This window comes from Burkholderia sp. Bmkn7 (genome assembly GCF_041103175.1).
Classification (GTDB): domain Bacteria; phylum Pseudomonadota; class Gammaproteobacteria; order Burkholderiales; family Burkholderiaceae; genus Burkholderia; species Burkholderia cepacia.
The window spans coordinates 765,726-784,311 of sequence record NZ_JBGCUH010000002.1 but is presented as its reverse complement, the minus strand read 5'-3'; the positions used below and the strand labels follow the sequence as shown (position 1 = coordinate 784,311).

Below are 18,586 nucleotides of genomic sequence, written 5' to 3'. Positions count from 1 at the left end.
GGGGTAATGAAATACGGAACACGCAGCACCGGCCTCGATCATTCAGGAATCCGATTCGAGTCGAATAGAAAGCCTGTCGTCAGGTCGCGCCGTTCGGAAAGCCGCTTTCCGCACTGGCGCGGCGTTTTCATGATCGCGCTGCTGTGCACGCTGGCCGCTTGCGGCGATGGCGACTCGGGCACCGCGGCCAACGTGGCGGCCGCGCGCGCGGCCGCACCGGGTTCGGCATCCACGCCCGTCCTGCACTGCGCGAGCACGTGCCACTGACCGACGCTGGCCCCGGGGCCGGCCATCCACGACAGAGAGCGATCATGCAAAACAAACCCACGACACGACGTCAGTTCCTCGCCGATGCGTTGAAGCTCGCCGGCGCGACCGCGATCACGGGCATGCTGCCCGAAAGCATCGCGCGCGCCCAGGCCATTCCGGCAGCCACCGTCACCGGCACGATCCAGGACGTGAAGCACGTCGTGATCCTGATGCAGGAAAACCGTTCGTTCGACCACTACCTCGGCACGCTGGGCGGCGCGCGCGGCTTCGGCGACCCTCGGCCGGTCGTGATTTCGAGCGGGTATCCGGTGTGGCGCCAGCCCTGGCTGATGTCCTACGTGTTTCCGTTCAACCCGTCCCCGCCCTCCGGCACGGCGAACGGCGACACCTACTACGGCGACCTGGATCACAGCTGGAACGGCACGCACAGTGCCTGGAACAACGGCCGCTACGACAACTGGGCCGACGCGAAGACCAGCGGCACGATGTACTACTTCACGCAGAAGGACATCCCGTTCTACTACGCGCTGGCGAGCGCGTTCACGGTGTGCGACGCGTACCACTGCTCGATGCTCGGCCCGACGGACCCGAACCGCCTGTATCTGTGGACCGGGTGCTGCGGCAACGTCGCCGGTTACTCGCCGTACACGACGAACACGATGACGGGCACCGGCTGGACCACGATACCGGAGCGCCTGAACACGGCCGGCGTGACGTGGAAGTTCTACCAGGACAAGGGCAACGGCCTCGATGCCGCACATGGCTACGGCGAATACAACGGCTCCAAAAGCGATCTCTGGTGGAACGGCAATTACGGCGACAACGTCATCCTGAACTTCAGGCAATACCAGAACCTCGGTGCAGGCGACCCGCTCGCGCCGGCGCTCAACGGCACGCAGATCGACCCGTCAGGCGGCGGCAAGGAATACGACACGAACCTCTTCAGCCAGCTGCGGGCCGACGTCGCCAACGGCACGCTGCCGCAGGTATCGTGGATCGCCGCGCCCTACGCATACTGCGAGCACCCGTCGTGGGCCGCGAGCGGCGGCGAATGGTACGTCAGCAGCGTCCTCGATGCGCTGACGTCGAATCCGGCGGTATGGGCCAGCACGGTGCTGCTCGTCATGTACGACGAGAACGACGGGCTGTTCGATCACATGCCGCCGGCCGTCCCGGCCAGTTCCGCTGCCGGCACCGGCCGCTCCACGGTCTCGACGGCCGCCGAATTCGTCTCCGGCAGCGGCGCCGCATCGGACGGCTCGGCGAGCGGCGACGTGCCGATCGGGCTCGGCCCGCGCGTGCCGATGTTCGTGATCTCGCCGTGGTCGAAGGGCGGCAAGGTCAATTCGCAGGTCTTCGATCACACATCGGTGATCCGCTTTCTGGAAGCGCGCTTCGGGCTACAGGAAACCAACATCACGCCGTGGCGACGCACGGTCTGCGGCGACCTGACGTCGGCCTTCGATTTCTCGAACGCCGACCAGACGGTTCCCGCGATCCAGCCGCCGGCAAGCAACATGAACCCGAACGGCCCGGCCGTCCCGATCCCCTACCCGACCACCACCGCGGTGCCGGCGCAGACGGCCGGCCGCAGCACCGCCTGCCGCCTGCCCTACGAGTTCTTCGTGCAAGGCAAGGTCAATCGCGCCGGCAACGCGCTGTCGCTGACGATGACCAACACCGGCACCGCCGGCGTCCACCTGCAGGTATGGGTCGACGGCACGAGCACGATCCCCCGGCACTACACGATCGCGGCCGGCGCGGGCCAGTGCGCGAACCTGTCGGATTCGCTCGCGCTGAATGCCGGCGGCAGCTACGACTATTCCGTCTACGGCCCGAACGGCTTCCTGCAGACGTTCCGCGGCAGCATCGGCTCGTCCGGCAACACCGGATCGACCGCCGAAATCAGCCTGTGCTACGACGTGGCCAACGGCAACGTACAGATCACGCTCGACAACGCCGCCGGCTCGGTCGCGACGACGTTCCAGCTCACCGACAACGCGTACGGCATGAACACGCGGCAGTCGGTCACGGTCGCCGCCGGCGCGACGCAAGCCGTCACGTGGTACGGTGACGGCGGCTGGTACGACGCCAGCATCCGCGACGCGAACGATCCGAATTTCCTGCGCCGCGTAGCCGGCTGCGTGCAGGCGCAATCCGGCACCCTGCTCACGGATTCGGCGATCGGCAATACCGGCAAGAAGTTCGTCGCGTCGCTCGCGTCGCAGGGCTCGACGTTCGGCACGCTGCGCTTCGACTACGTCGCGCCGCCGTGGAGCCACAGCCCGAAGAACTGGGTGGGCATCTTCGCGCATGGCGCGCAGCCGACCAAGGGCAGCTACAAGTCGTGGGCATACCTGCCGAAAAGCACCGGCTCGCTGCTGTTCTCGTCCGCGGCCAACAGCACGCTGGCGTCGGGGCAGTACGACGCGTGGTATCTGTTCGACGACGGCTACACGCCCCTCGCCGGGCCCGTCACGATCAACATCTGACGGCGGCCTGGCCGTGCCGTGCCGGCCGCCTGCATGGGGCCGGCACGCATTCGGGCGCGACGTGCCGCGTTGCGCCCGAATGCGTTCCCCTTCGCGCTGCCCGCGCGACGGGCGCATCGATCAGCCCGTAGAGCGTGACGCTGCTTTGCGCGTGTGCGGCGGTACCGAACATCCCGAGTGCCGCTGCGGCCGCGATGGTCTTGTTCATGTTCACTTCCTGTTGTGGTCGACGCGCGCCTGCATCGTAGCGTGACGCGCGGCGTGTTGACGAATCACCGACTGATTGACGAACGCGAGCCACCGGATCGCCGCGCGCACATACGCGTCATGCGCACGCACGATGCTTCGCTTCGGTACCGGTATGGGCCTGCTGATGTGGCATGCCGCGAGCGGCCGCCTGTGTTGCAGCGCCGGCGAGCGTGCGCACCGATTGCGCATGCCGCGACGACGCGTTGCTCCGGCGATGCAGGTCAGCATCTCTTCCGGCTTTCGTGGAGCGGGTGGACGACGTAGCGCCTGACGACGCCACGCCCTTCGATATATTTTCCGGAACATATCGAGTCGTCACGAAACGGTAAACAACTATTCGGAATCCTGTCGTCTTTCCTCCGCAGGCGGCCGGCGGTCACCCGGATCGAAGTCGCGACGCACGACAGCCCGCATCGCGTCGATGCCGGCGATTGCCTCATGCCGAAATCCAGCATAATCAGGCGGTTGAAAGTGCGCGCTGGCTGGCGCGCGCATCCCGCACACGTTTGCGTCGCCATCCGGTTCACGGTTTGCCCGCGTTTTGCCGTCACGGGAGGAGCCAGTCTGTGCCGGTCTCGCGCGCGGCGAACTGTGCGGGCGCAAAAATCCGCAGCACGCACACACTCGATGCGGCGCACCTCACGATGCCGGCGATCGCATCACCGACGACACCACGCCATCCCGCAGAAGACAGGACACCGACACATGGACCGAGCCGAACACATCAGCATCGAACAGACGAGCGCGATTCCCGCCGACGAACTGGATCGATGCGACTTCTCGTTCGACATCGCGTGGGAATTGAACGCGCCGTATCAGGACTTGCTCGATCTGCGCGCGCTGCCGGCGCGCCGCAAGCACTACGGCTTCGATCCGGCCGGCTGGGCGGACGAGGCGACCGGCAAAACGGCGCTCTTTCGCGCGACGGCCGGCGGCCGGCTCGCCGGCTTCGTGGCGATCAGCCAGAGCTGGAACGGGATGGCCGAGATCGCGGAGCTGGCCGTCGACCGCCGCAGCCGGCGGCAAGGCATCGGACAGTTGCTGCTCGCGGCCGCCGAATCCTGGGCGCGCAGCCACGGGTTCGGCTTCATGCGGCTGGAAACGCAGTCGAACAACGTCGCCGCGTGCAGCACCTATGCCCGCTCGGGCTTCGTGCTGGGCGGCCACGATCGCCTGCTGTACGCGGACGACGAAAACGACGGTGAAGTCGCGCTGTTCTGGTACAAGGACCTGCGCGACGGGCAGACCGCACGGATCCGCACGGTCGACCCGGAATCGATGCGGCCGGCGCGCTGACGCACCGCCGAACGCGCGTCCTTGCCGCCTCTCACGCGCGCCACATCCGGATCATGCCCGCGTCGCCACGATGAACAGACGCGGGAACGGCAGCAGCACGGTGCCATCGGCAAGCGTCGGATAGCCGCCCGGGCCCGCGATCGCGTCGCGATACCGCGCGAGAAACGCCGCGCGCTCGCCGTCGTCGAGCGCCGCGAGGAACGGCCGCAGCGCGCTCCCCTTGAACCATTCGACGACCGCATCGGCACCGCCGCGCAGCGGGTGGTAGTAGGTCGTGCGCCACACGTCCACGCGCGAGCACAGCGGCGACAGCAGCGCGTGGTAATGACGCGCATCGAACCGCTCGGTGCGCGCCGCGCCTTTCAGCTTGTCCGCCCACGGCCCGGCCGCGGCGACCTCGCGCATCAGCCGATGCGCGGGTTCGTCGAGGTTGTCGGGCATCTGCACCGCCAGATGGCCACCCGGCGCGAGCCGGCCGACGAGCGACGGAAACAGCGTGTCGTGCGCGGGCACCCATTGCAGCACCGCATTCGCGAGAATCAGGTCGTAGCCGCCGGGATCGTCCCACGTGGAAATATCCACGACGTCGAAACGCAGGTCCGGCAGGCGCGTGCGCGCGGCGTCGATCATGTCCGCCGACGCATCGATTCCGTGGACCGTTGCGTCCGGCGCACGCGCGATCAGCGCCTCCGTCGAATTGCCGGGCCCGCAGCCGATGTCGATCGCGGTACGGATCGGCGTGTTCGGCACGGCGGCGAGCAGATCGCGGATGGGCCGCGTGCGTTCGTCCTCGAATTGCACGTACTGGGCCGCGTATCGATCGAGTGGGGTCGTCATGTCGTTCTCCTCCTGGTCGGCATGGACGGCCGTGCCGCTGCCCGCGTGCGCGGTGCTGGGGGCCGTCGATGCGAAGCATTCTGCGGCTGTCGTGAAGTTCAGTAAAATGAATTTAATATCGTGATTGATTCAAAATTCTGATGAAGATCGATACGCTCGGTGTCCAGGCTTTCGTCGCGATCGCCGACGGCGGCAGCTTCCGGCAGGCGGCCGATACGCTGCACGTCACGCAGACGGCCATCACGCAGCGGCTGCGCAAGCTCGAAACCTTTCTCGGCGTCGCGCTCGTCGAGCGCACCACGCGCCGCACCACCCTCACCGAAATCGGCCGGCGTTTCCTGCCGCAAGCGCGCCGGCTGCTGAACGAGCTGTCCGACGCGCTCACCGAAATTCGCGAAACCGGCCTGAGCCAGCGCGGCGACGTCACGATCGCGTGCGTGCCGACGGTCGGCGTGCAATACCTGCCCCGCATCCTGCGCGCATTTTCCGCGCACCGCCCGCACGATCGCGTGAAGATCCTCGATCACGCGTCGGCGTCGGTGCTGCAGGCCGTGCTGCATCGCGAGGCCGAGTTCGGCATCGGCATCGCCGGCGACCAGCATCCCGAACTGGTCAACGTCCCGCTGACGAGCGACCCGTATGTACTGGTGTGCCGCGACGATCATCCGCTCGCGAAGCGGCGGCGCATTCGCTGGGCCGCCCTGCAACCGCATCCGCTGATCTTCGCCGGCGAAGTGAGCGGCAATCGCGGGCTGCTCGACGGCGCGCTGAAGACGAGCGGCGTGTCGCTGCATTCGTTCTACGAAGTACAGCGCAGCTCGACGGCGCTCGGGCTCGTCGCGGAGGGGCTCGGCGCGGCGGTGGTACCGAAGCTCGCGATCCAGAAGAACGCGTACCCGATGATCCGCACGATCGAACTCGTCGAGCCCGCGGTGTCGCGCACGCTCGTGCTCGTCACGCGCCGGAGCGCGCAACTGTCGCCGGCCGCCCGTGCGCTGTACGACATGATCGTCGAACAGGCGACACCCTCTCGATAGTGACAGCCCCGCGTCACGAAGGCCATGCCTTCGGGTAGTATCGCGTCACGCGGTCGCGACGAACGGTGCCTACCCGGTGCCGCACACGTCGTGCCGCCGCTGCAACGGCCGTTCCTCACCACCCCTGCACGGAGCACCGCATGGCCTATCGCAACTACCACAAGCGCAAGATTGCAGACCGGGAACTCCATCCCGAAACCCAGATGATGTCGTACGGCTACGATCCGTTCCTGTCGGAAGGATCGGTGAAGCCGCCCGTGTTCCTCACGTCGACGTTCGCGTTCCGCACGGCCGAGGACGGCGCCGAATTCTTCGACGTCGTCGCCGGGCGCAAGCCTTCACCGGAAGGCGAAGGCGCGGGCCTCGTCTACAGCCGTTTCAATCACCCGAACCTGGAGATCGTCGAGGATCGCCTCGCGCTGCTCGAAGATTCCGAAGCCGCCGTCGTGACGTCGAGCGGCATGTCGGCAATCGCCGCGATCCTGCTGACGTTCCTGCGGCCGGGCGACTGCGTCGTCCAGTCCGTGCCGTTGTACGGCGGCACCGAAACGCTGATCTCGAAGTTCCTGCCCGAGTGGGGCATCCGCTCCGAAGTGATCGCCGACGGGCTGTCCACCAGCGCGATCCGCGCCGCGCTCGAAGCGGCCGCGCAAAAGGGCAACGTGCGGATGTGCTACATCGAGACGCCCGCCAACCCGACCAACGCGCTGTTCGACCTCGACGGGCTGCGCAGCGAGATCGATGCGTTCGAAGCGCGGCACGGCTATCGCCCGCTGTCGGTCTGCGACAACACGCTGCTCGGGCCGCTGTATCAGAAGCCGTCGCGGCAAGGCATCGACCTGAGCGTGTACTCGCTGACGAAATACATCGGCGGGCATAGCGACCTCGTCGCCGGCGGCGTGACGGGCACCCGCAGCCTGATCACGAAGATCCGCTCGGTCCGCAGCACGCTCGGCTCGCAGCTCGACCCGCATTCGTCGTGGATGATCACGCGCTCGATGGAAACGCTCGTACTGCGCATGCAGCAGGCCGCGCGCAGCGGCAGCGCCGTCGCCCGCTGGCTCGCCGGCAATCCGCATCGGCCGGTGCGCGTGCTGCATCCCGAGCTCATCGACGATCCGGCCTACCAGGCCGTCTACCGGCGCCAGTGCAGCGGGCCCGGCTCGACGTTCGCGTTCATCCTCGACGGCGGCCGCGAGCAGGCGTTCAGGTTCATCAACCACCTGACGCTCTTCAAGTCGGCGGTCAGTCTCGGCGGCACGGAGTCGCTGATCTGCCATCCGGCGTCGACGACGCATTCGGGCGTGCCGGCCGACGCGCGCGCAGCGGCCGGTGTGTCGGAAGGGTTGATCCGCGTGTCGGTCGGGCTCGAACATCCGGACGACCTGATCGCCGACCTGTCGTACGCGCTGGAGCGTTGCTGATCAGACGCTCGTATCCGACGCGAACGGCGACGGATATTTCAGAGGCCGGTTCGTCGATCCGGCCACTCTCGCCAGCTACACGCGAAAGGTGATCGCCACGACAATCTGACCGCGCGACGCGCGCCGGCCGAGCCGGTTTTCAAAGCACCTTCACCATGAACACGCGCGACGTGCCTTCCGGTTCGCACGGCACTTCGCCGAATGCTTCGTAACCCTGCTTCCGGTAGAAATCCGGCGCCTGGAACGAGATCGTGTAGAGCACCGCCCGCGCGCATCCGCGTCGTTTCGCTTCCGCTTCGGCCTCGCGCAGCAGCCGGCTGCCGAACCCGCCGCCGCGCAGCGATTCGGGCAGGTAGAACAGATCGATGAAGAAGAGGCCGAGCGACGTGCGCCCCGTCAGGCCGCCCACGATCTCGCCCGTCGCGGGATCGGTCACGTACACGTCGAGCGTGGCCGCGTCGGCGCGCCCCGTCATCGCGTGATTGAATTCGCCGAGCTTGCGGCTGATGAAATCGTGTGCGGCCGGCTGCTCGGTGTCGGTCAGTCGCAGGGTAACGTCGGGAAGGGCTGTCATCGGCAGAGCGCGTCAGTGAATGGGCCGCCGGGTGTATCGCACCGTCGGCGGGCGTCGCACGACTATAGCGCGTCGCCCGCCGCGTGGCGACCGCGCGGCTAGCGCGCGATATCGCGTGCGACGTGGCATTCCCACACGTCGATCGGCCAAATCGGGAACCCGAAACCCGGCGCCGAAGGCACCGTTGCGAATCGCGGCGGCTGCGCCGCCTTGCACGTGGCGTCGCCACAGTCACCGTAACCGTAGCCGACCCGCTCGGTCATGAGCGCGCACACCGCACACGATCGCCCCGCTTCCCTCCCCGCGAGCAAGCGACCCACGCAAACGGCGGGCCCGTCATGCGCCCGCCGTCGCTTTCGTCGTGCCGTCACACCATCATGCCCGCCCTCACGCCACCGCGAACGCCGCCTTCATGTCCGCCACGCGGCGCCGTTCCCGCGCGATCATCATCCGGTTCACGACGATCACGCCGATCGTCACGGCCGTGATGAACAGCGTCGCCAGCGCATTCATCTCCGGGTTCAGCCCCAGCCGCACGCGCGAGAACACCACCAGCGGCAGCGTCGTCGACCCCGGCCCCGACAGGAACGCCGACAGCACCAGATCGTCGATCGACAGCGTGAACGACAGCAGCCCCCCCGACAGCAGTGCCTGCGAAATCAACGGCAGCGTCACCACGAAGAACACCTTCAGCGGCGTCGCGCCCAGGTCGAGCGCCGCCTCCTCCAGCGACTTGTTCATCTCCTTCACGCGCGACTGCACGATGATCGCCACGTACGACACGCACAGCATCACGTGGCCGATCCAGATCGTCACCATCCCGCGCCCCTTCGGCCAGCCGAACATCTGCTCCAGCGCAACGAACAGCAACAACAGCGAGATGCCCTGGATAACCTCCGGAATCACCAGCGGCGCGTTGATCATCCCCGTGTACAGCGTGAAGCCCTTGAAGCGGCCGAAGCGCGCGAGCACGAAACCCGCCCACGTGCCGATCACGACCGACGCGGTGGCCGTCAACAGGCCGATCTTCAGCGACAGCCACGCGGCGGTCAGCAGCTCGTCGTCGTCCAGCAGCGCGCTGTACCACTTCAGCGAGAAGCCCGACCACACCGTCACCAGCTTCGACTCGTTGAACGAGTACACCACCAGGCTGATGATCGGGATGTACAGGAACAGGAAGCCGAAGGCGAGGACGCCCGTCGACAGCGGTTTGCTCGGCTTGATCATTTCGCGCCCTCCAGTTCCTTGACCTGGTAGTACTGGAACAGCGCCATCGGCACCAGCAGCAGCATCACCATCGCGACCGTCACCGCGGACGCCATCGGCCAGTCCATGTTGTTGAAGAATTCATCCCACATCACGCGCCCGATCATCAGCGTGTCGGCGCCGCCCAGCAGTTCCGGAATCACGTACTCGCCCACCGCCGGGATGAACACCAGCAGGCTGCCGGCGATGATCCCGTTCTTCGACAGCGGCAGCGTGATGCGCGTGAACGCGACCCACGGCTTCGCGCCCAGGTCGTATGCGGCCTCGAGCAGCGTGAGGTCCATCTTCACGAGGTGCGCGTACAGCGGCATCACCATGAACGGCAGGTACGAATAGACCATCCCGATGTAGACGCCTGCATCGCTGTGATAGAGCCGCAGCGGCGTGTGGATGATGCCCAGCGCGATCAGCGTGTGGTTCAGCAGGCCGTCGTCCTTCAGGATGCCGATCCATGCGTACACGCGAATCAGGAACGACGTCCAGAACGGCAGCATCACGGCCATCATCAGCACGTTGCGGCGGTTCGGTTCCGAGCGCGCGATGTAGTACGCCATCGGATAACCGATCAGCAGGCACAGCACCGTCGACACGGCGGCCATCTTCAGCGAGCTGAGGTAGGTCGCGATGTACAGGTCGTCCTGCAGCAGGAACGCGTAGTGCGACAGCTGCAGCGCGAAGTGCACGACGCCGTCCTTGATCTCGACGAGCGACGTGTACGGCGGGATGCCCATCACCTGGTCGGCGAAGCTGATCTTCAGCACCAGCACGAACGGCAGCGCGAAGAAGATCGCGAGCCACAGGAACGGCACGCCGATCGCGACGCTGCGGCCCGACGGCAGGAAGCGCGACAGCATCGAGAAACGGCCCGGGCGCGCGCGGCCGGCGCCGGTGCTCGCGGCGCCGGCAGACACCGGCGCGGACGGAGTGGAAGCGGAGGTTCTCATCGTGGCGTCCTCACTGCGTCAGCACGACGCCGCTGGCCGGCGACCACGACACGAACACGTCGTCGTTCCACGCCGGCGCGTTGTCGTTCATCAGGTGCGAGCTCGACAGGTTCGACACCACCGTCTTGCCGCTCGGCAGGCGCACGTGGTACAGCGAGTAGCTGCCCATGTACGCGATGTCGGTCACGACGCCGCGTGCCCAGTTGTGCTTCGAGCCCGGTTTCTCGCGCGACACGTGCACGCGTTCCGGACGCACCGAGATGCCGACCGGCATCCCGAGCGGGCCCGTCACGCCGTGGCTCACGTACATGCGTGCCTCGAGGTCGTCGCTTTCGACGAAGATGTGGTCGGGTTCGTCCTCGACCACGCGCCCTTCGAACAGGTTGGTCGAGCCGATGAATTCGGCCGAGAAACGGCTGTTCGGGTATTCGTAGACTTCGCCGGGCGAGCCGATCTGCACGATCTTGCCCTCGCTCATCACCGCGAGGCGGCTCGCCATCGTCATCGCCTCTTCCTGGTCGTGCGTGACCATCACGCAGGTCACGTCGACCTTCTCGATGATGTTCACGAGTTCGAGCTGGGTCTTCTGGCGGATCTTCTTGTCGAGCGCGGACATCGGCTCGTCGAGCAGCAGCAGCTTCGGGCGCTTGACCAGCGAGCGCGCGAGCGCGACGCGCTGCTGCTGGCCGCCGGAGAGCTGATGCGGCTTGCGCTTCGCGTACTTGCTCATCTGCACGAGCGCGAGTGCGTCGGCCACGCGTTCCCGGATCTCGTTCTTCGGCGTGCCTTCCTGCTTCAGGCCGAACGCGACGTTCGATTCGACCGTCATGTGCGGGAACAGCGCGTACGACTGGAACATCATGTTGACCGGGCGTCGGTACGGCGGCAGCGACGCGAGGTCCTCGCCGTCGACGAAGATCTTGCCGGAGGTGGCCGTCTCGAGCCCGGCGAGCATGCGCAGCAGCGTCGACTTGCCGCAGCCGGAGCTGCCGAGCAGCGCGAACAGCTCGTTCTTCGCGATCGTCAGGTTCACGTTGTCGACGGCCGTGCTGTCGCCGAATTTCTTCACGACGTTTTCGATGCGGACGAACGTGTCGTTCGGCTCGAGCATGTGCGTCGTCGGTCGATGCATCGCATCAGGTGTACTGAATGAATCCCGTTTCATGATGGTCCGTTTCAAGCAGGTAAGCGAATCTCAGGCGTCACGCGCGACCGGCGGCAGTCGAGCGGTGCTGGCGGAGAGGGATCGAGCGATTCCTCGTCCGGAACGAATGGCGCAACGAAACAGGCAGGGAAAACGCACGGCGATCGATGGCGATCAGTCGCGAACGACCGCGGCCACCACGCTGGCTGTCATGAAGGTTTCATCGGTTTTCATCGGGCTTTCCGCACGTTTTCGTCGTCTCCAGTGCGAATTTTTAAACCCGTCAAAAACCTTTTGGATCGCGGATTTCCGTTCCGGACATTGAACGGGATCGATGTTTGGGAACGCGGGAAAACGGGGGCACGACCCGCGTCGCGCGGCAGCGCGGGCGCCCCGGCGGCACGGGCGCCGCCGGATGACACGGAAGACGAAACGGAGGGTGGGGAAAACGAGCAGCCGGGCGGCTGCAACGCGCGGCCTGGGCGCCGCGCGGGTCACGTCACTTCGCGTTCAGTTCCTTCCAGCGCCGGTACACGTCGATCGCGCCGCCGTGCTTCTGTTGCACCATCGGCAGCCGGCGTTCCTCGATCGGCTTCGCGTATTCGGCATAGAACGTGTCGAGCTCGAAATACTTGCGGTCGTCGCGGTAGAACGGCGCGTAGTCTTCGCGCGTCGTGATGTAGACCACGCGTTTCGGGCTGCAGTAGTACAGCGAGCCGAGGCACATCGGGCACGGGCTCGCGAGAATGTAGATCTCGCAGTCGGTCAGGTGCTCGGTGCCGAGCTTGCGGCACGCGTCGCGCACCGCGAGGATCTCGGCGTGCGCGGTTGGGTCGCTGGTTTGCGCGACGAGGTTCGGGCTCTCCGCGACGATCTCGCCGTCGCGGACGATCACCGTCGCGAACGGGCGGCCGCCCTCTTCCACGTTCTTCATCGCAAGATCGATCGTGCGTTTCACAAAATCCATGGCTGCGTCCTCGTTGAAACGGAATGGCGGGAACGTGCGGCGGCTTCAACCGGCCGATGCTCGTCGGGCGGGAACCTGCGCGGCACCGCTGCCGCAGCGCCGCGCCGGCGTCAGAACGGCTTGGTCGGCAGGTACTTGCCGTCGAGCGTGATCACCGCGCGCGAACCGCCCTCGGGATCGTCGACCTTCTTCACGTCGAGCCGGAAATTGATCGCGCTGATGATGCCGTCGCCGAACTTCTCGTGTACGAGTGCCTTCAACGTCGTGCCGTACACCTGCAGCATTTCGTAGAAGCGGTAAATCGTCGGGTCGGTCGGCACGCGATCGTCGATGCTGCCGCGCAGCGGGATCGTCTGCAGGAGCAGCACCGCGTCGTCGTCGAGGCCGAGCTTGTCGGCGACATTGCGCGCGGCATCGGCCGGCAGTGCATGCTGGCCGAGCAGCGCGGCCGTCACGAACGCTTCGCTCAGGCCCGTGCCTTCGGTGAGCTGCGCGAACGACAGGTTCTTGCGCGCCTTCGCGAGAACGACGGTCTCCGCGAGCGCGTGGCGGGCGGTCTGGCTGTGCTGGGACTGGATCATGGCAATTCCTCGTGGTGGGGTGGGAGCGATTCAGGCCGCGACGGGAAGCGTCGCGGGCGTGGCGCGGACCTCGGGATGGTCCGCCAGGGAGACGAACCGGCCGGTCGCGCCGTCATGGGCGTCGATGCAGCCCGATTCGATGTCGTAGACCCAGCCGTGCAACGCGAGCCGCCCTTCTTCGAGCGCGAGCCGCACGGCGGGGTGCGTCTTCAGGTTCGCCAGTTGCGCGACGACGTTCTCGCGCACCATCGAGTCGATCCGTTCGCGTTCGCTGCGATGCGTGCGCGCCTCGTTCACGACGCGCGCCGAATCGGCATAACGCAACCAGTGGCCGACGGCCGGCATGTGGTCCATGCACTGGCAGGTGGCAATCGCGGTCATCGCGCCGCAATCGGAATGGCCGCAGATCACGACGTCGGTCACGCGCAGCGCGGCCACCGCGTATTCGACGGACGCCGACACGCCGCCCGGCTCGGGGCCGTACGACGGCACGATGTTGCCGGCATTGCGGATCACGAACAGGTCGCCCGGTTCGCGCTGCGTGACGAGTTCGGGCACGAGCCGGCTGTCCGAGCACGAGATGAACAGCGCGCGCGGATGCTGGCTGCGCGCGAGATCGCGGAACAGCGTGGCGCGCGCCGGATACGCGTCGCGCTGGAACTTCAGGAAGCCTTCGATGATGTCCTTCATCGCGTGTTCTCCGGTGCGGGTGGAATCGATGAAGAGCAGGTTACGCCGGGCTTCCAATAAGGTAAAAGACTGATTTATGATCTAGCTGATAAGCAGGACTTATAGGAACCGCCATGCTGCTGCGCCATATCCACTACTTCCTCGCCGTCGCCGAGCATCGCAGCTTCACGCGCGCGGCCGCCGCGCTGCATGTGTCGCAGCCCGCGCTGTCCCAGCAGATCCGCCAGCTCGAGGAGACGCTCGGCGCGCAATTGTTCGACCGCACCGGGCGCGTGACGCGGCTGACCGACGCCGGCGACGTGTATTTCCGCTATGCGCGGCAGGCGCTGCACGATCTCGCGGAAGGCCGGCGTGCCATTCACGATGTGCAGGATCTCAGCCGCGGCTCGTTGCGGATCGCCGTCACGCCGACCTTCACGAGCTATCTCGTCGGGCCGCTGGTCGAGGCGTTTCACGGCCGCTATCCGGAGGTGTCGCTGTCGGTGCGCGAGATGTCGCAGGAGCGCATCGAGGCGCTGCTCGTCGACGACGAGCTCGATGTCGGCATCGCGTTCGACGAGGTGCAGACGGCCGATATCGCGGCGGAACCGCTGCTGGTCGAAACGCTCGCGCTCGTCGTGAACCGCCGGCATGCGCTCGCCGGAAAACGCAAGGCCGGCCTGCGCGCGCTGCACGACGCGCCGCTCGTGCTGCTCACGGCCGAGTTCGCGACTCGCGTGCAGATCGATCGCTATTTCCGCGAACACGACGTGCGGCCGCGCGTGTCGATGGAAGCGAATTCGCTGGGAGCCGTGATCGAGATCGTGCGCCGCACGAACCTCGCGACGCTGCTGCCCGCGACGATCGCGAGCGGGCACGACGATCTCGTCGCCATCGCGCTCGATCCGGCCGTCCTGCGGCGCACGGCCGTGCTGCTGCAACGAAAGGGGGCATACCGGAGCGCGGCCGCGCGCGCGTTCGTCGAACTGGCGCTGGCGCACGGAGCGGGGGCGGTCAGACGCGCGCGATGACCTCGGCCGCCGTGGTGCACGACACGCACCCTGGCGCTAGCGGCGACCGATCGTGCCGCCGAACCGACTCACTGGAACACCGACATGCCGAACCTGCTACGCCGCCTGATACTCAACCCGGTTGCCGTCGCGGCATTGCTGGCGGGCGCGGCCTGGTGGATCCACGCACAGACGCGCGCCGACGGCCCGTATCGCGTCGTGGGATTCAATTACACCGATCGTGGTGTCTACAGTTTCGTGGTGGATGGCTTCGGCGCGGGCAGCGTGCACGCGCGCCAGTTCGGCGGCGGGGGCGGCACGATGTGCTGCATGAGCGTGCCGCGCGGCAAGAAGACCTGGCACGTCAGGATCACGTACGATCTGACGCCTGAAGAAGACGCCCGGAACCAGGCGCCCGACATCGTCGAAACCGACGTCGCCGTGCCGGCTTTGCCGAACCGGCGCGACGGTTATATCGAGTTTCACTTTCTACCCGGCCGCAAGATCGACGCCCGATGGGTGGCGTACCCGACGATGCCGCGCATGCGTGCCGCCGGGTAATCGGGAAGGGACTGCGCAGCCCACCCGCCCGGCACTGCGTCAGTTGTAACCGAGAATCGCCACCGCCGCGACGTCCGGCCGATCGATCGTATTCCCGACGAGCGACGTCATCGGCTCCTGCAGCACGGCCTGATATGACGTCACGCGCGCGGCCTCCGGCACGCCCGCTTCGTCCGGTGCCGGTTCGTCGAACGCGGCATCGAAACCGCTGTAGAACTCCGGTTGCTTCTGCGAAAAAGTCATCTCCACTCCTTTACCTGATCAAGTTTTCGATGTTCTAACCGACCTGCTTCAACGCCGCCGCATGCACTGCCGCGCCGTCATGTGCGCTGTCATGCGCGGCTTCCGATCGCGCCAGCTGCGCGCGCGTGCGCCGCGTGATGTGAATCACCGCGAACACGACCGGCGCGATCAGCAGGCCTTCCGCCAGTTCGGGATCGACCGGCAGGTTCATCACGTGCAGCGCCTTGAACGCCGCCGTCGCGAGCGACAGCACGTAGTACGAAATGGCGGCCACCGACAGCCCCTCGACCGCGTGCTGCAGATGCAGCTGGTTGCGCGCGGTGCGCTCCATCCCGGCCAGCAAACGCGTCACGTCCTTTTCCTGCGCGAGGTTCACGCGCGTGCGCAGCAGGTCGACCGCCCGCGCGATCCGCGCGGCGATCTGTTCGTGGCGCGCCCATACGCTGCGACAGGTTTCCATCGCCGGCGCGAAACGCCGCTCCATGAATTCGGCGATCGTCGGCATCCCTTCGATGCGTTCCTCGCGCAGTTCGTGGATGCGTGCCAGCACGAGCTTCTCGTACGCCCGCGACGCACTGAAGCGCGCGCCCGATCCCGACAGCGACTCGACCCGTACCGCCAGATGCGTGAGCTTGACGAGCAACGCGGTGTCGTCGCCGTCGGCGCCGCTCGCGTCCATCCGCTGCATCAGCGCATGGAGCGCCGCGTGGATCTCGTCGAGCTCGCGGCTCATCCGGCGCGCGACGGGCAGCGCCAGCAGGGCCATCATCCGGTACGTCTCGATTTCATGCAGGCGCTGCAGCAGGCGGCCGCCCTGCTCCTCGCGGAAATCCTCGTCGACGACGAGAAAGCGCATGAAACCGTCGTCGCGCACATGCCAGTCGCAGAACACCTTGCCGCCGCCGAGCACGTTGCTGCCGACGAGCGCGGGCCCGTCGATCCAGCGGCGCAGGTCGCCGCAGACGAGCCGCGCGGCGTCGCCCGTGAGCAACTCCATGCGCACCGCGACGAAGCGGATGCCGGCAAGCCGCGCGAACCACGCGGCCGGAATGCCTTCGATCGCGAGATCGTCGAAATAACCGGTGTCGCGACGCGGCGCGACGAACGTGAAGGTCGAGAATTCGGTGTGGCGCTCCCACTTCAGGTGCCAGCCGCTCGGCGACTGCACCGCGTAGTGCGTTGCGCCTTCGTGCGGCGCGGCGATGCCGGTATCGCGGCACAGCGCGTGCAGCAGCGTTTCGTGGATGTCGGGCTGGCCGTCCGCGTAGATCGCGTAATGCGTGAGCGACACGGCTTCGGCGAGCCGCAGGAACGGCCGGGCATGTAATTCCGCGGCCAGCGCGGCGCGCAACGGATGGTCCATCATCGATACACCACGCTTCCCTGTTCAGTCCCGCACGCCGGATCGTCCGGCCCGAACGCCGCGCCGCCCTCGGGCGAAACGTCAGCGTGATCGCACTATGGCAGACACACAGCAACAATAAAAACGCATAATGTTGATCGTTACGTTCAGTTTTCCTGATACCCATGAAGATGCTCGATCACGACGTGCTGGCTACCGTCGTCGCCGTCGCGGAGACCGGCAACATGACCCGCGCGGCCGAGGCCGTGAACCGTTCGCAGTCGGCCGTGAGCATGCAGATCAAGAGCCTGGAAGACGCGATCGGGCGGCCGCTGTTCGTGCGCAAGCCGCGCAGCATCGTGCTGACGCGTGAAGGCGAGGTGCTGCTGGGATTCGCCAGACGAATGCTGGCGCTGCGCGACGAGGCGTGGGCGGCCGTGGTGCGGCCGGAAGTGACCGGCAAGGTCGTGATCGGCGTGCCGGACGACTATGCGTCTTCGCTGCTGCCGTCGGTGCTGAAGAAGTTCTCGGCGACCTACCCGAAGGTCGAGATCCAGGTGATGGGGCTGCCGAGCAGCGCGCTCGCGCCGCTGATCAAGGAAGGCACCGTCGATCTCGTCTGCGGCACGCGCATCAAGGGGCTGTCCGGCGACTTCATCCGCCACGAGCCGATGGCGTGGGCCGCGATGACGAACGGGCCGCGCGTGTGGGAAGAGCGGCCGCTGCCGATCGCCGTGTTCATGCCGGGCAGCGTCGCGCGCGAGAACGCGATCCGCAGCCTCGAACGCGCGAAGGTGCCGTACCGCACCTCCTATGAAAGCCCGAGCCTGCTCGGGCTGCTCAGCATGGTCGAGGCCGGCCTCGCGGTCGCGCCGCTCGCGCGCTGCGCGATTCCCGCGCAACTGTCGATGCTCGGCCGCGCGCACGGGCTGCCCGACCTGCCGCCGCTCGAACTGATCCTCGCGCGCAGCACGAAATCGAAGCGGCCGCCGTGCGACTTTCTCGCGGAGCAGTTGATGGAAGACCTGCAGCGTCAGACCGGGCAGACCGGCGACGCGTGATCAGCGCATCGCGCCGAAACCGGCCGCGCCCAGTGCCGCGTTGACGTTCGCGGCCACCCGATCGACGAGCGCCTCCAGCGTATCGCCGCATACCTGCGTGTGTTCCGGCGCGACGTGCTCCGCCCGTTGCCAGCCCCACTGCGCGCCCGACGTGACCGACAGCGTCGCGCCGAAGCGGTTGCCGTGGCGGCGGCCGAAGGTGCTCACGCGCCGCCCGGCCACGTAGTCCTGTTCGGGCAGACAGAGCCGGATCTCGACCGCGACCTGGTCGCGATCGTTGACGCGCGCGGCCGGGCTGACCGTCGCTGCGAACACCTTGCCGATCCGCCAGGTCACGAAGCGCTCCCAGGCTGCAAGCGGCCCGCCGGCCGCGTCGACCCGCTCGGTGTCCACCGACCACTGATGCCGGTCGGGCACGACGATCGCCTGATGCAACAGCATTTCGGCCACGCGCACCGTCGTCACGAGCTGACGCTCGAGTTGCTGGCCCGACGGCAGCGACGCCGTCCGTAACCGGACGCTCGCCGGCCGCACGACAGGGACTGCTTCCAATAGATCCATGACTCCTCCGCATGCATGATCGGCACCGCGCACGCAGCATCGCGCGCCTGTCCGCCGC

At 66.9% G+C, this 18,586-nt stretch carries 22 protein-coding genes; 8 read left to right on the top strand and 14 right to left on the bottom strand.

The annotated features are described in order from the left end of the window. Positions 1–38: 38 nt before the first annotated feature. Entirely contained in the window at positions 39–233 is a 195-nt protein-coding gene (locus AB3K92_RS09440; protein ID WP_021159954.1) for a hypothetical protein, read from the bottom strand. A 78-nt stretch (positions 234–311) separates the two neighbouring features. Between AB3K92_RS09440 and AB3K92_RS09435 the strand changes: the two genes are divergently transcribed. Then, positions 312–2,762: a phosphocholine-specific phospholipase C gene (locus AB3K92_RS09435; RefSeq protein ID WP_369464891.1), complete on the top strand. Its 2,451-nt coding sequence runs from the start codon at positions 312–314 to the stop codon at positions 2,760–2,762. On the opposite strand, the gene AB3K92_RS09430 is transcribed toward AB3K92_RS09435, so the two are convergent. Both AB3K92_RS09430 and AB3K92_RS09425 read right to left on the bottom strand, forming a co-directional pair. Next, positions 2,752–2,970 carry a hypothetical protein gene (locus AB3K92_RS09430; RefSeq protein WP_059627683.1) on the bottom strand — a complete coding sequence of 73 codons (219 nt, stop codon included), beginning with the start codon at positions 2,968–2,970 and terminating at the stop codon, positions 2,752–2,754. The two genes, AB3K92_RS09435 and AB3K92_RS09430, sit on opposite strands and share 11 nt — an antisense overlap. Positions 2,971–2,972: 2 nt before the next feature. Then, positions 2,973–3,239, bottom strand: coding sequence for a hypothetical protein (locus AB3K92_RS09425; RefSeq protein WP_369464890.1), 267 nt, complete (start codon positions 3,237–3,239; stop codon positions 2,973–2,975). Positions 3,240–3,716: 477 nt separating this feature from the next. Here AB3K92_RS09425 and AB3K92_RS09420 point away from each other — a divergent pair, with 477 nt between their 5' ends. Beyond that, complete coding sequence (locus AB3K92_RS09420) at positions 3,717–4,307, top strand: GNAT family N-acetyltransferase (protein WP_021159949.1); 591 nt, start codon at positions 3,717–3,719, stop codon at positions 4,305–4,307. A gap of 51 nt (positions 4,308–4,358) precedes the next feature. Here the strand turns inward: AB3K92_RS09420 and tam are convergent, their stop codons facing one another. After that, positions 4,359–5,144, bottom strand: a complete 786-nt coding sequence (gene tam / locus AB3K92_RS09415; RefSeq protein ID WP_059489061.1) for a trans-aconitate 2-methyltransferase — start codon at positions 5,142–5,144, stop codon at positions 4,359–4,361. A gap of 140 nt (positions 5,145–5,284) precedes the next feature. Between tam and AB3K92_RS09410 the strand changes: the two genes are divergently transcribed. Beyond that, a complete protein-coding gene (locus AB3K92_RS09410; protein WP_021159947.1) occupies positions 5,285–6,181 on the top strand; it encodes a LysR family transcriptional regulator in 897 nt (298 codons plus the stop codon). A 140-nt stretch (positions 6,182–6,321) separates the two neighbouring features. Beyond that, positions 6,322–7,605, top strand: a complete 1,284-nt coding sequence (locus tag AB3K92_RS09405) for a cystathionine gamma-synthase family protein (RefSeq protein WP_369464889.1) — start codon at positions 6,322–6,324, stop codon at positions 7,603–7,605. A 139-nt stretch (positions 7,606–7,744) separates the two neighbouring features. Here AB3K92_RS09405 and AB3K92_RS09400 read toward each other — a convergent pair whose 3' ends face one another. The 4 genes from AB3K92_RS09400 to AB3K92_RS09385 form a co-directional block, all read right to left on the bottom strand. Further along, a complete protein-coding gene (locus AB3K92_RS09400; protein ID WP_059709975.1) occupies positions 7,745–8,179 on the bottom strand; it encodes a GNAT family N-acetyltransferase in 435 nt (144 codons plus the stop codon). A gap of 387 nt (positions 8,180–8,566) precedes the next feature. Beyond that, positions 8,567–9,406, bottom strand: a complete 840-nt coding sequence (locus AB3K92_RS09395) for an ABC transporter permease subunit (RefSeq protein ID WP_369464888.1) — start codon at positions 9,404–9,406, stop codon at positions 8,567–8,569. Beyond that, positions 9,403–10,389 (bottom strand): ABC transporter permease subunit, encoded by a 987-nt coding sequence (locus AB3K92_RS09390; RefSeq protein WP_369464886.1) that lies wholly within the window; start codon positions 10,387–10,389, stop codon positions 9,403–9,405. The genes AB3K92_RS09395 and AB3K92_RS09390 overlap by 4 nt, the downstream gene beginning before the upstream one ends. Before the next feature lie 10 nt (positions 10,390–10,399). Beyond that, on the bottom strand, positions 10,400–11,521 hold the full coding sequence (locus AB3K92_RS09385; RefSeq protein WP_226167724.1) for an ABC transporter ATP-binding protein: 1,122 nt from the start codon (positions 11,519–11,521) through the stop codon (positions 10,400–10,402). Between the two features lie 31 nt (positions 11,522–11,552). On the opposite strand from AB3K92_RS09385, the gene AB3K92_RS09380 reads away from it, so the two are divergent. After that, positions 11,553–11,858 carry a hypothetical protein gene (locus AB3K92_RS09380; protein ID WP_249454087.1) on the top strand — a complete coding sequence of 102 codons (306 nt, stop codon included), beginning with the start codon at positions 11,553–11,555 and terminating at the stop codon, positions 11,856–11,858. Between the two features lie 174 nt (positions 11,859–12,032). Here AB3K92_RS09380 and AB3K92_RS09375 read toward each other — a convergent pair whose 3' ends face one another. The 3 genes from AB3K92_RS09375 to AB3K92_RS09365 form a co-directional block, all read right to left on the bottom strand. Next, on the bottom strand, positions 12,033–12,500 hold the full coding sequence (locus tag AB3K92_RS09375; protein ID WP_021160502.1) for a nucleoside deaminase: 468 nt from the start codon (positions 12,498–12,500) through the stop codon (positions 12,033–12,035). A gap of 110 nt (positions 12,501–12,610) precedes the next feature. After that, positions 12,611–13,081 (bottom strand): cyanase, encoded by a 471-nt coding sequence (cynS, locus tag AB3K92_RS09370; protein ID WP_021160503.1) that lies wholly within the window; start codon positions 13,079–13,081, stop codon positions 12,611–12,613. Between the two features lie 30 nt (positions 13,082–13,111). Then, positions 13,112–13,771: a carbonic anhydrase gene (locus AB3K92_RS09365; protein ID WP_027789886.1), complete on the bottom strand. Its 660-nt coding sequence runs from the start codon at positions 13,769–13,771 to the stop codon at positions 13,112–13,114. A gap of 113 nt (positions 13,772–13,884) precedes the next feature. On the opposite strand from AB3K92_RS09365, the gene cynR reads away from it, so the two are divergent. After that, positions 13,885–14,781 (top strand): transcriptional regulator CynR, encoded by an 897-nt coding sequence (cynR, locus tag AB3K92_RS09360; RefSeq protein WP_048021536.1) that lies wholly within the window; start codon positions 13,885–13,887, stop codon positions 14,779–14,781. Positions 14,782–14,865: 84 nt separating this feature from the next. Further along, complete coding sequence (locus AB3K92_RS09355; RefSeq protein WP_021160506.1) at positions 14,866–15,321, top strand: DUF3304 domain-containing protein; 456 nt, start codon at positions 14,866–14,868, stop codon at positions 15,319–15,321. Between the two features lie 39 nt (positions 15,322–15,360). Here AB3K92_RS09355 and AB3K92_RS09350 read toward each other — a convergent pair whose 3' ends face one another. After that, on the bottom strand, positions 15,361–15,564 hold the full coding sequence (locus AB3K92_RS09350) for a hypothetical protein (RefSeq protein WP_318827717.1): 204 nt from the start codon (positions 15,562–15,564) through the stop codon (positions 15,361–15,363). A 34-nt stretch (positions 15,565–15,598) separates the two neighbouring features. Continuing rightward, positions 15,599–16,930: a DUF3422 family protein gene (locus tag AB3K92_RS09345; RefSeq protein WP_111999427.1), complete on the bottom strand. Its 1,332-nt coding sequence runs from the start codon at positions 16,928–16,930 to the stop codon at positions 15,599–15,601. A 161-nt stretch (positions 16,931–17,091) separates the two neighbouring features. Between AB3K92_RS09345 and AB3K92_RS09340 the strand changes: the two genes are divergently transcribed. Next, a complete protein-coding gene (locus AB3K92_RS09340; protein ID WP_021160509.1) occupies positions 17,092–17,967 on the top strand; it encodes a LysR family transcriptional regulator in 876 nt (291 codons plus the stop codon). On the opposite strand, the gene AB3K92_RS09335 is transcribed toward AB3K92_RS09340, so the two are convergent. Next, positions 17,968–18,528: a hypothetical protein gene (locus AB3K92_RS09335; protein WP_059553713.1), complete on the bottom strand. Its 561-nt coding sequence runs from the start codon at positions 18,526–18,528 to the stop codon at positions 17,968–17,970. Positions 18,529–18,586 lie beyond the last annotated feature (58 nt).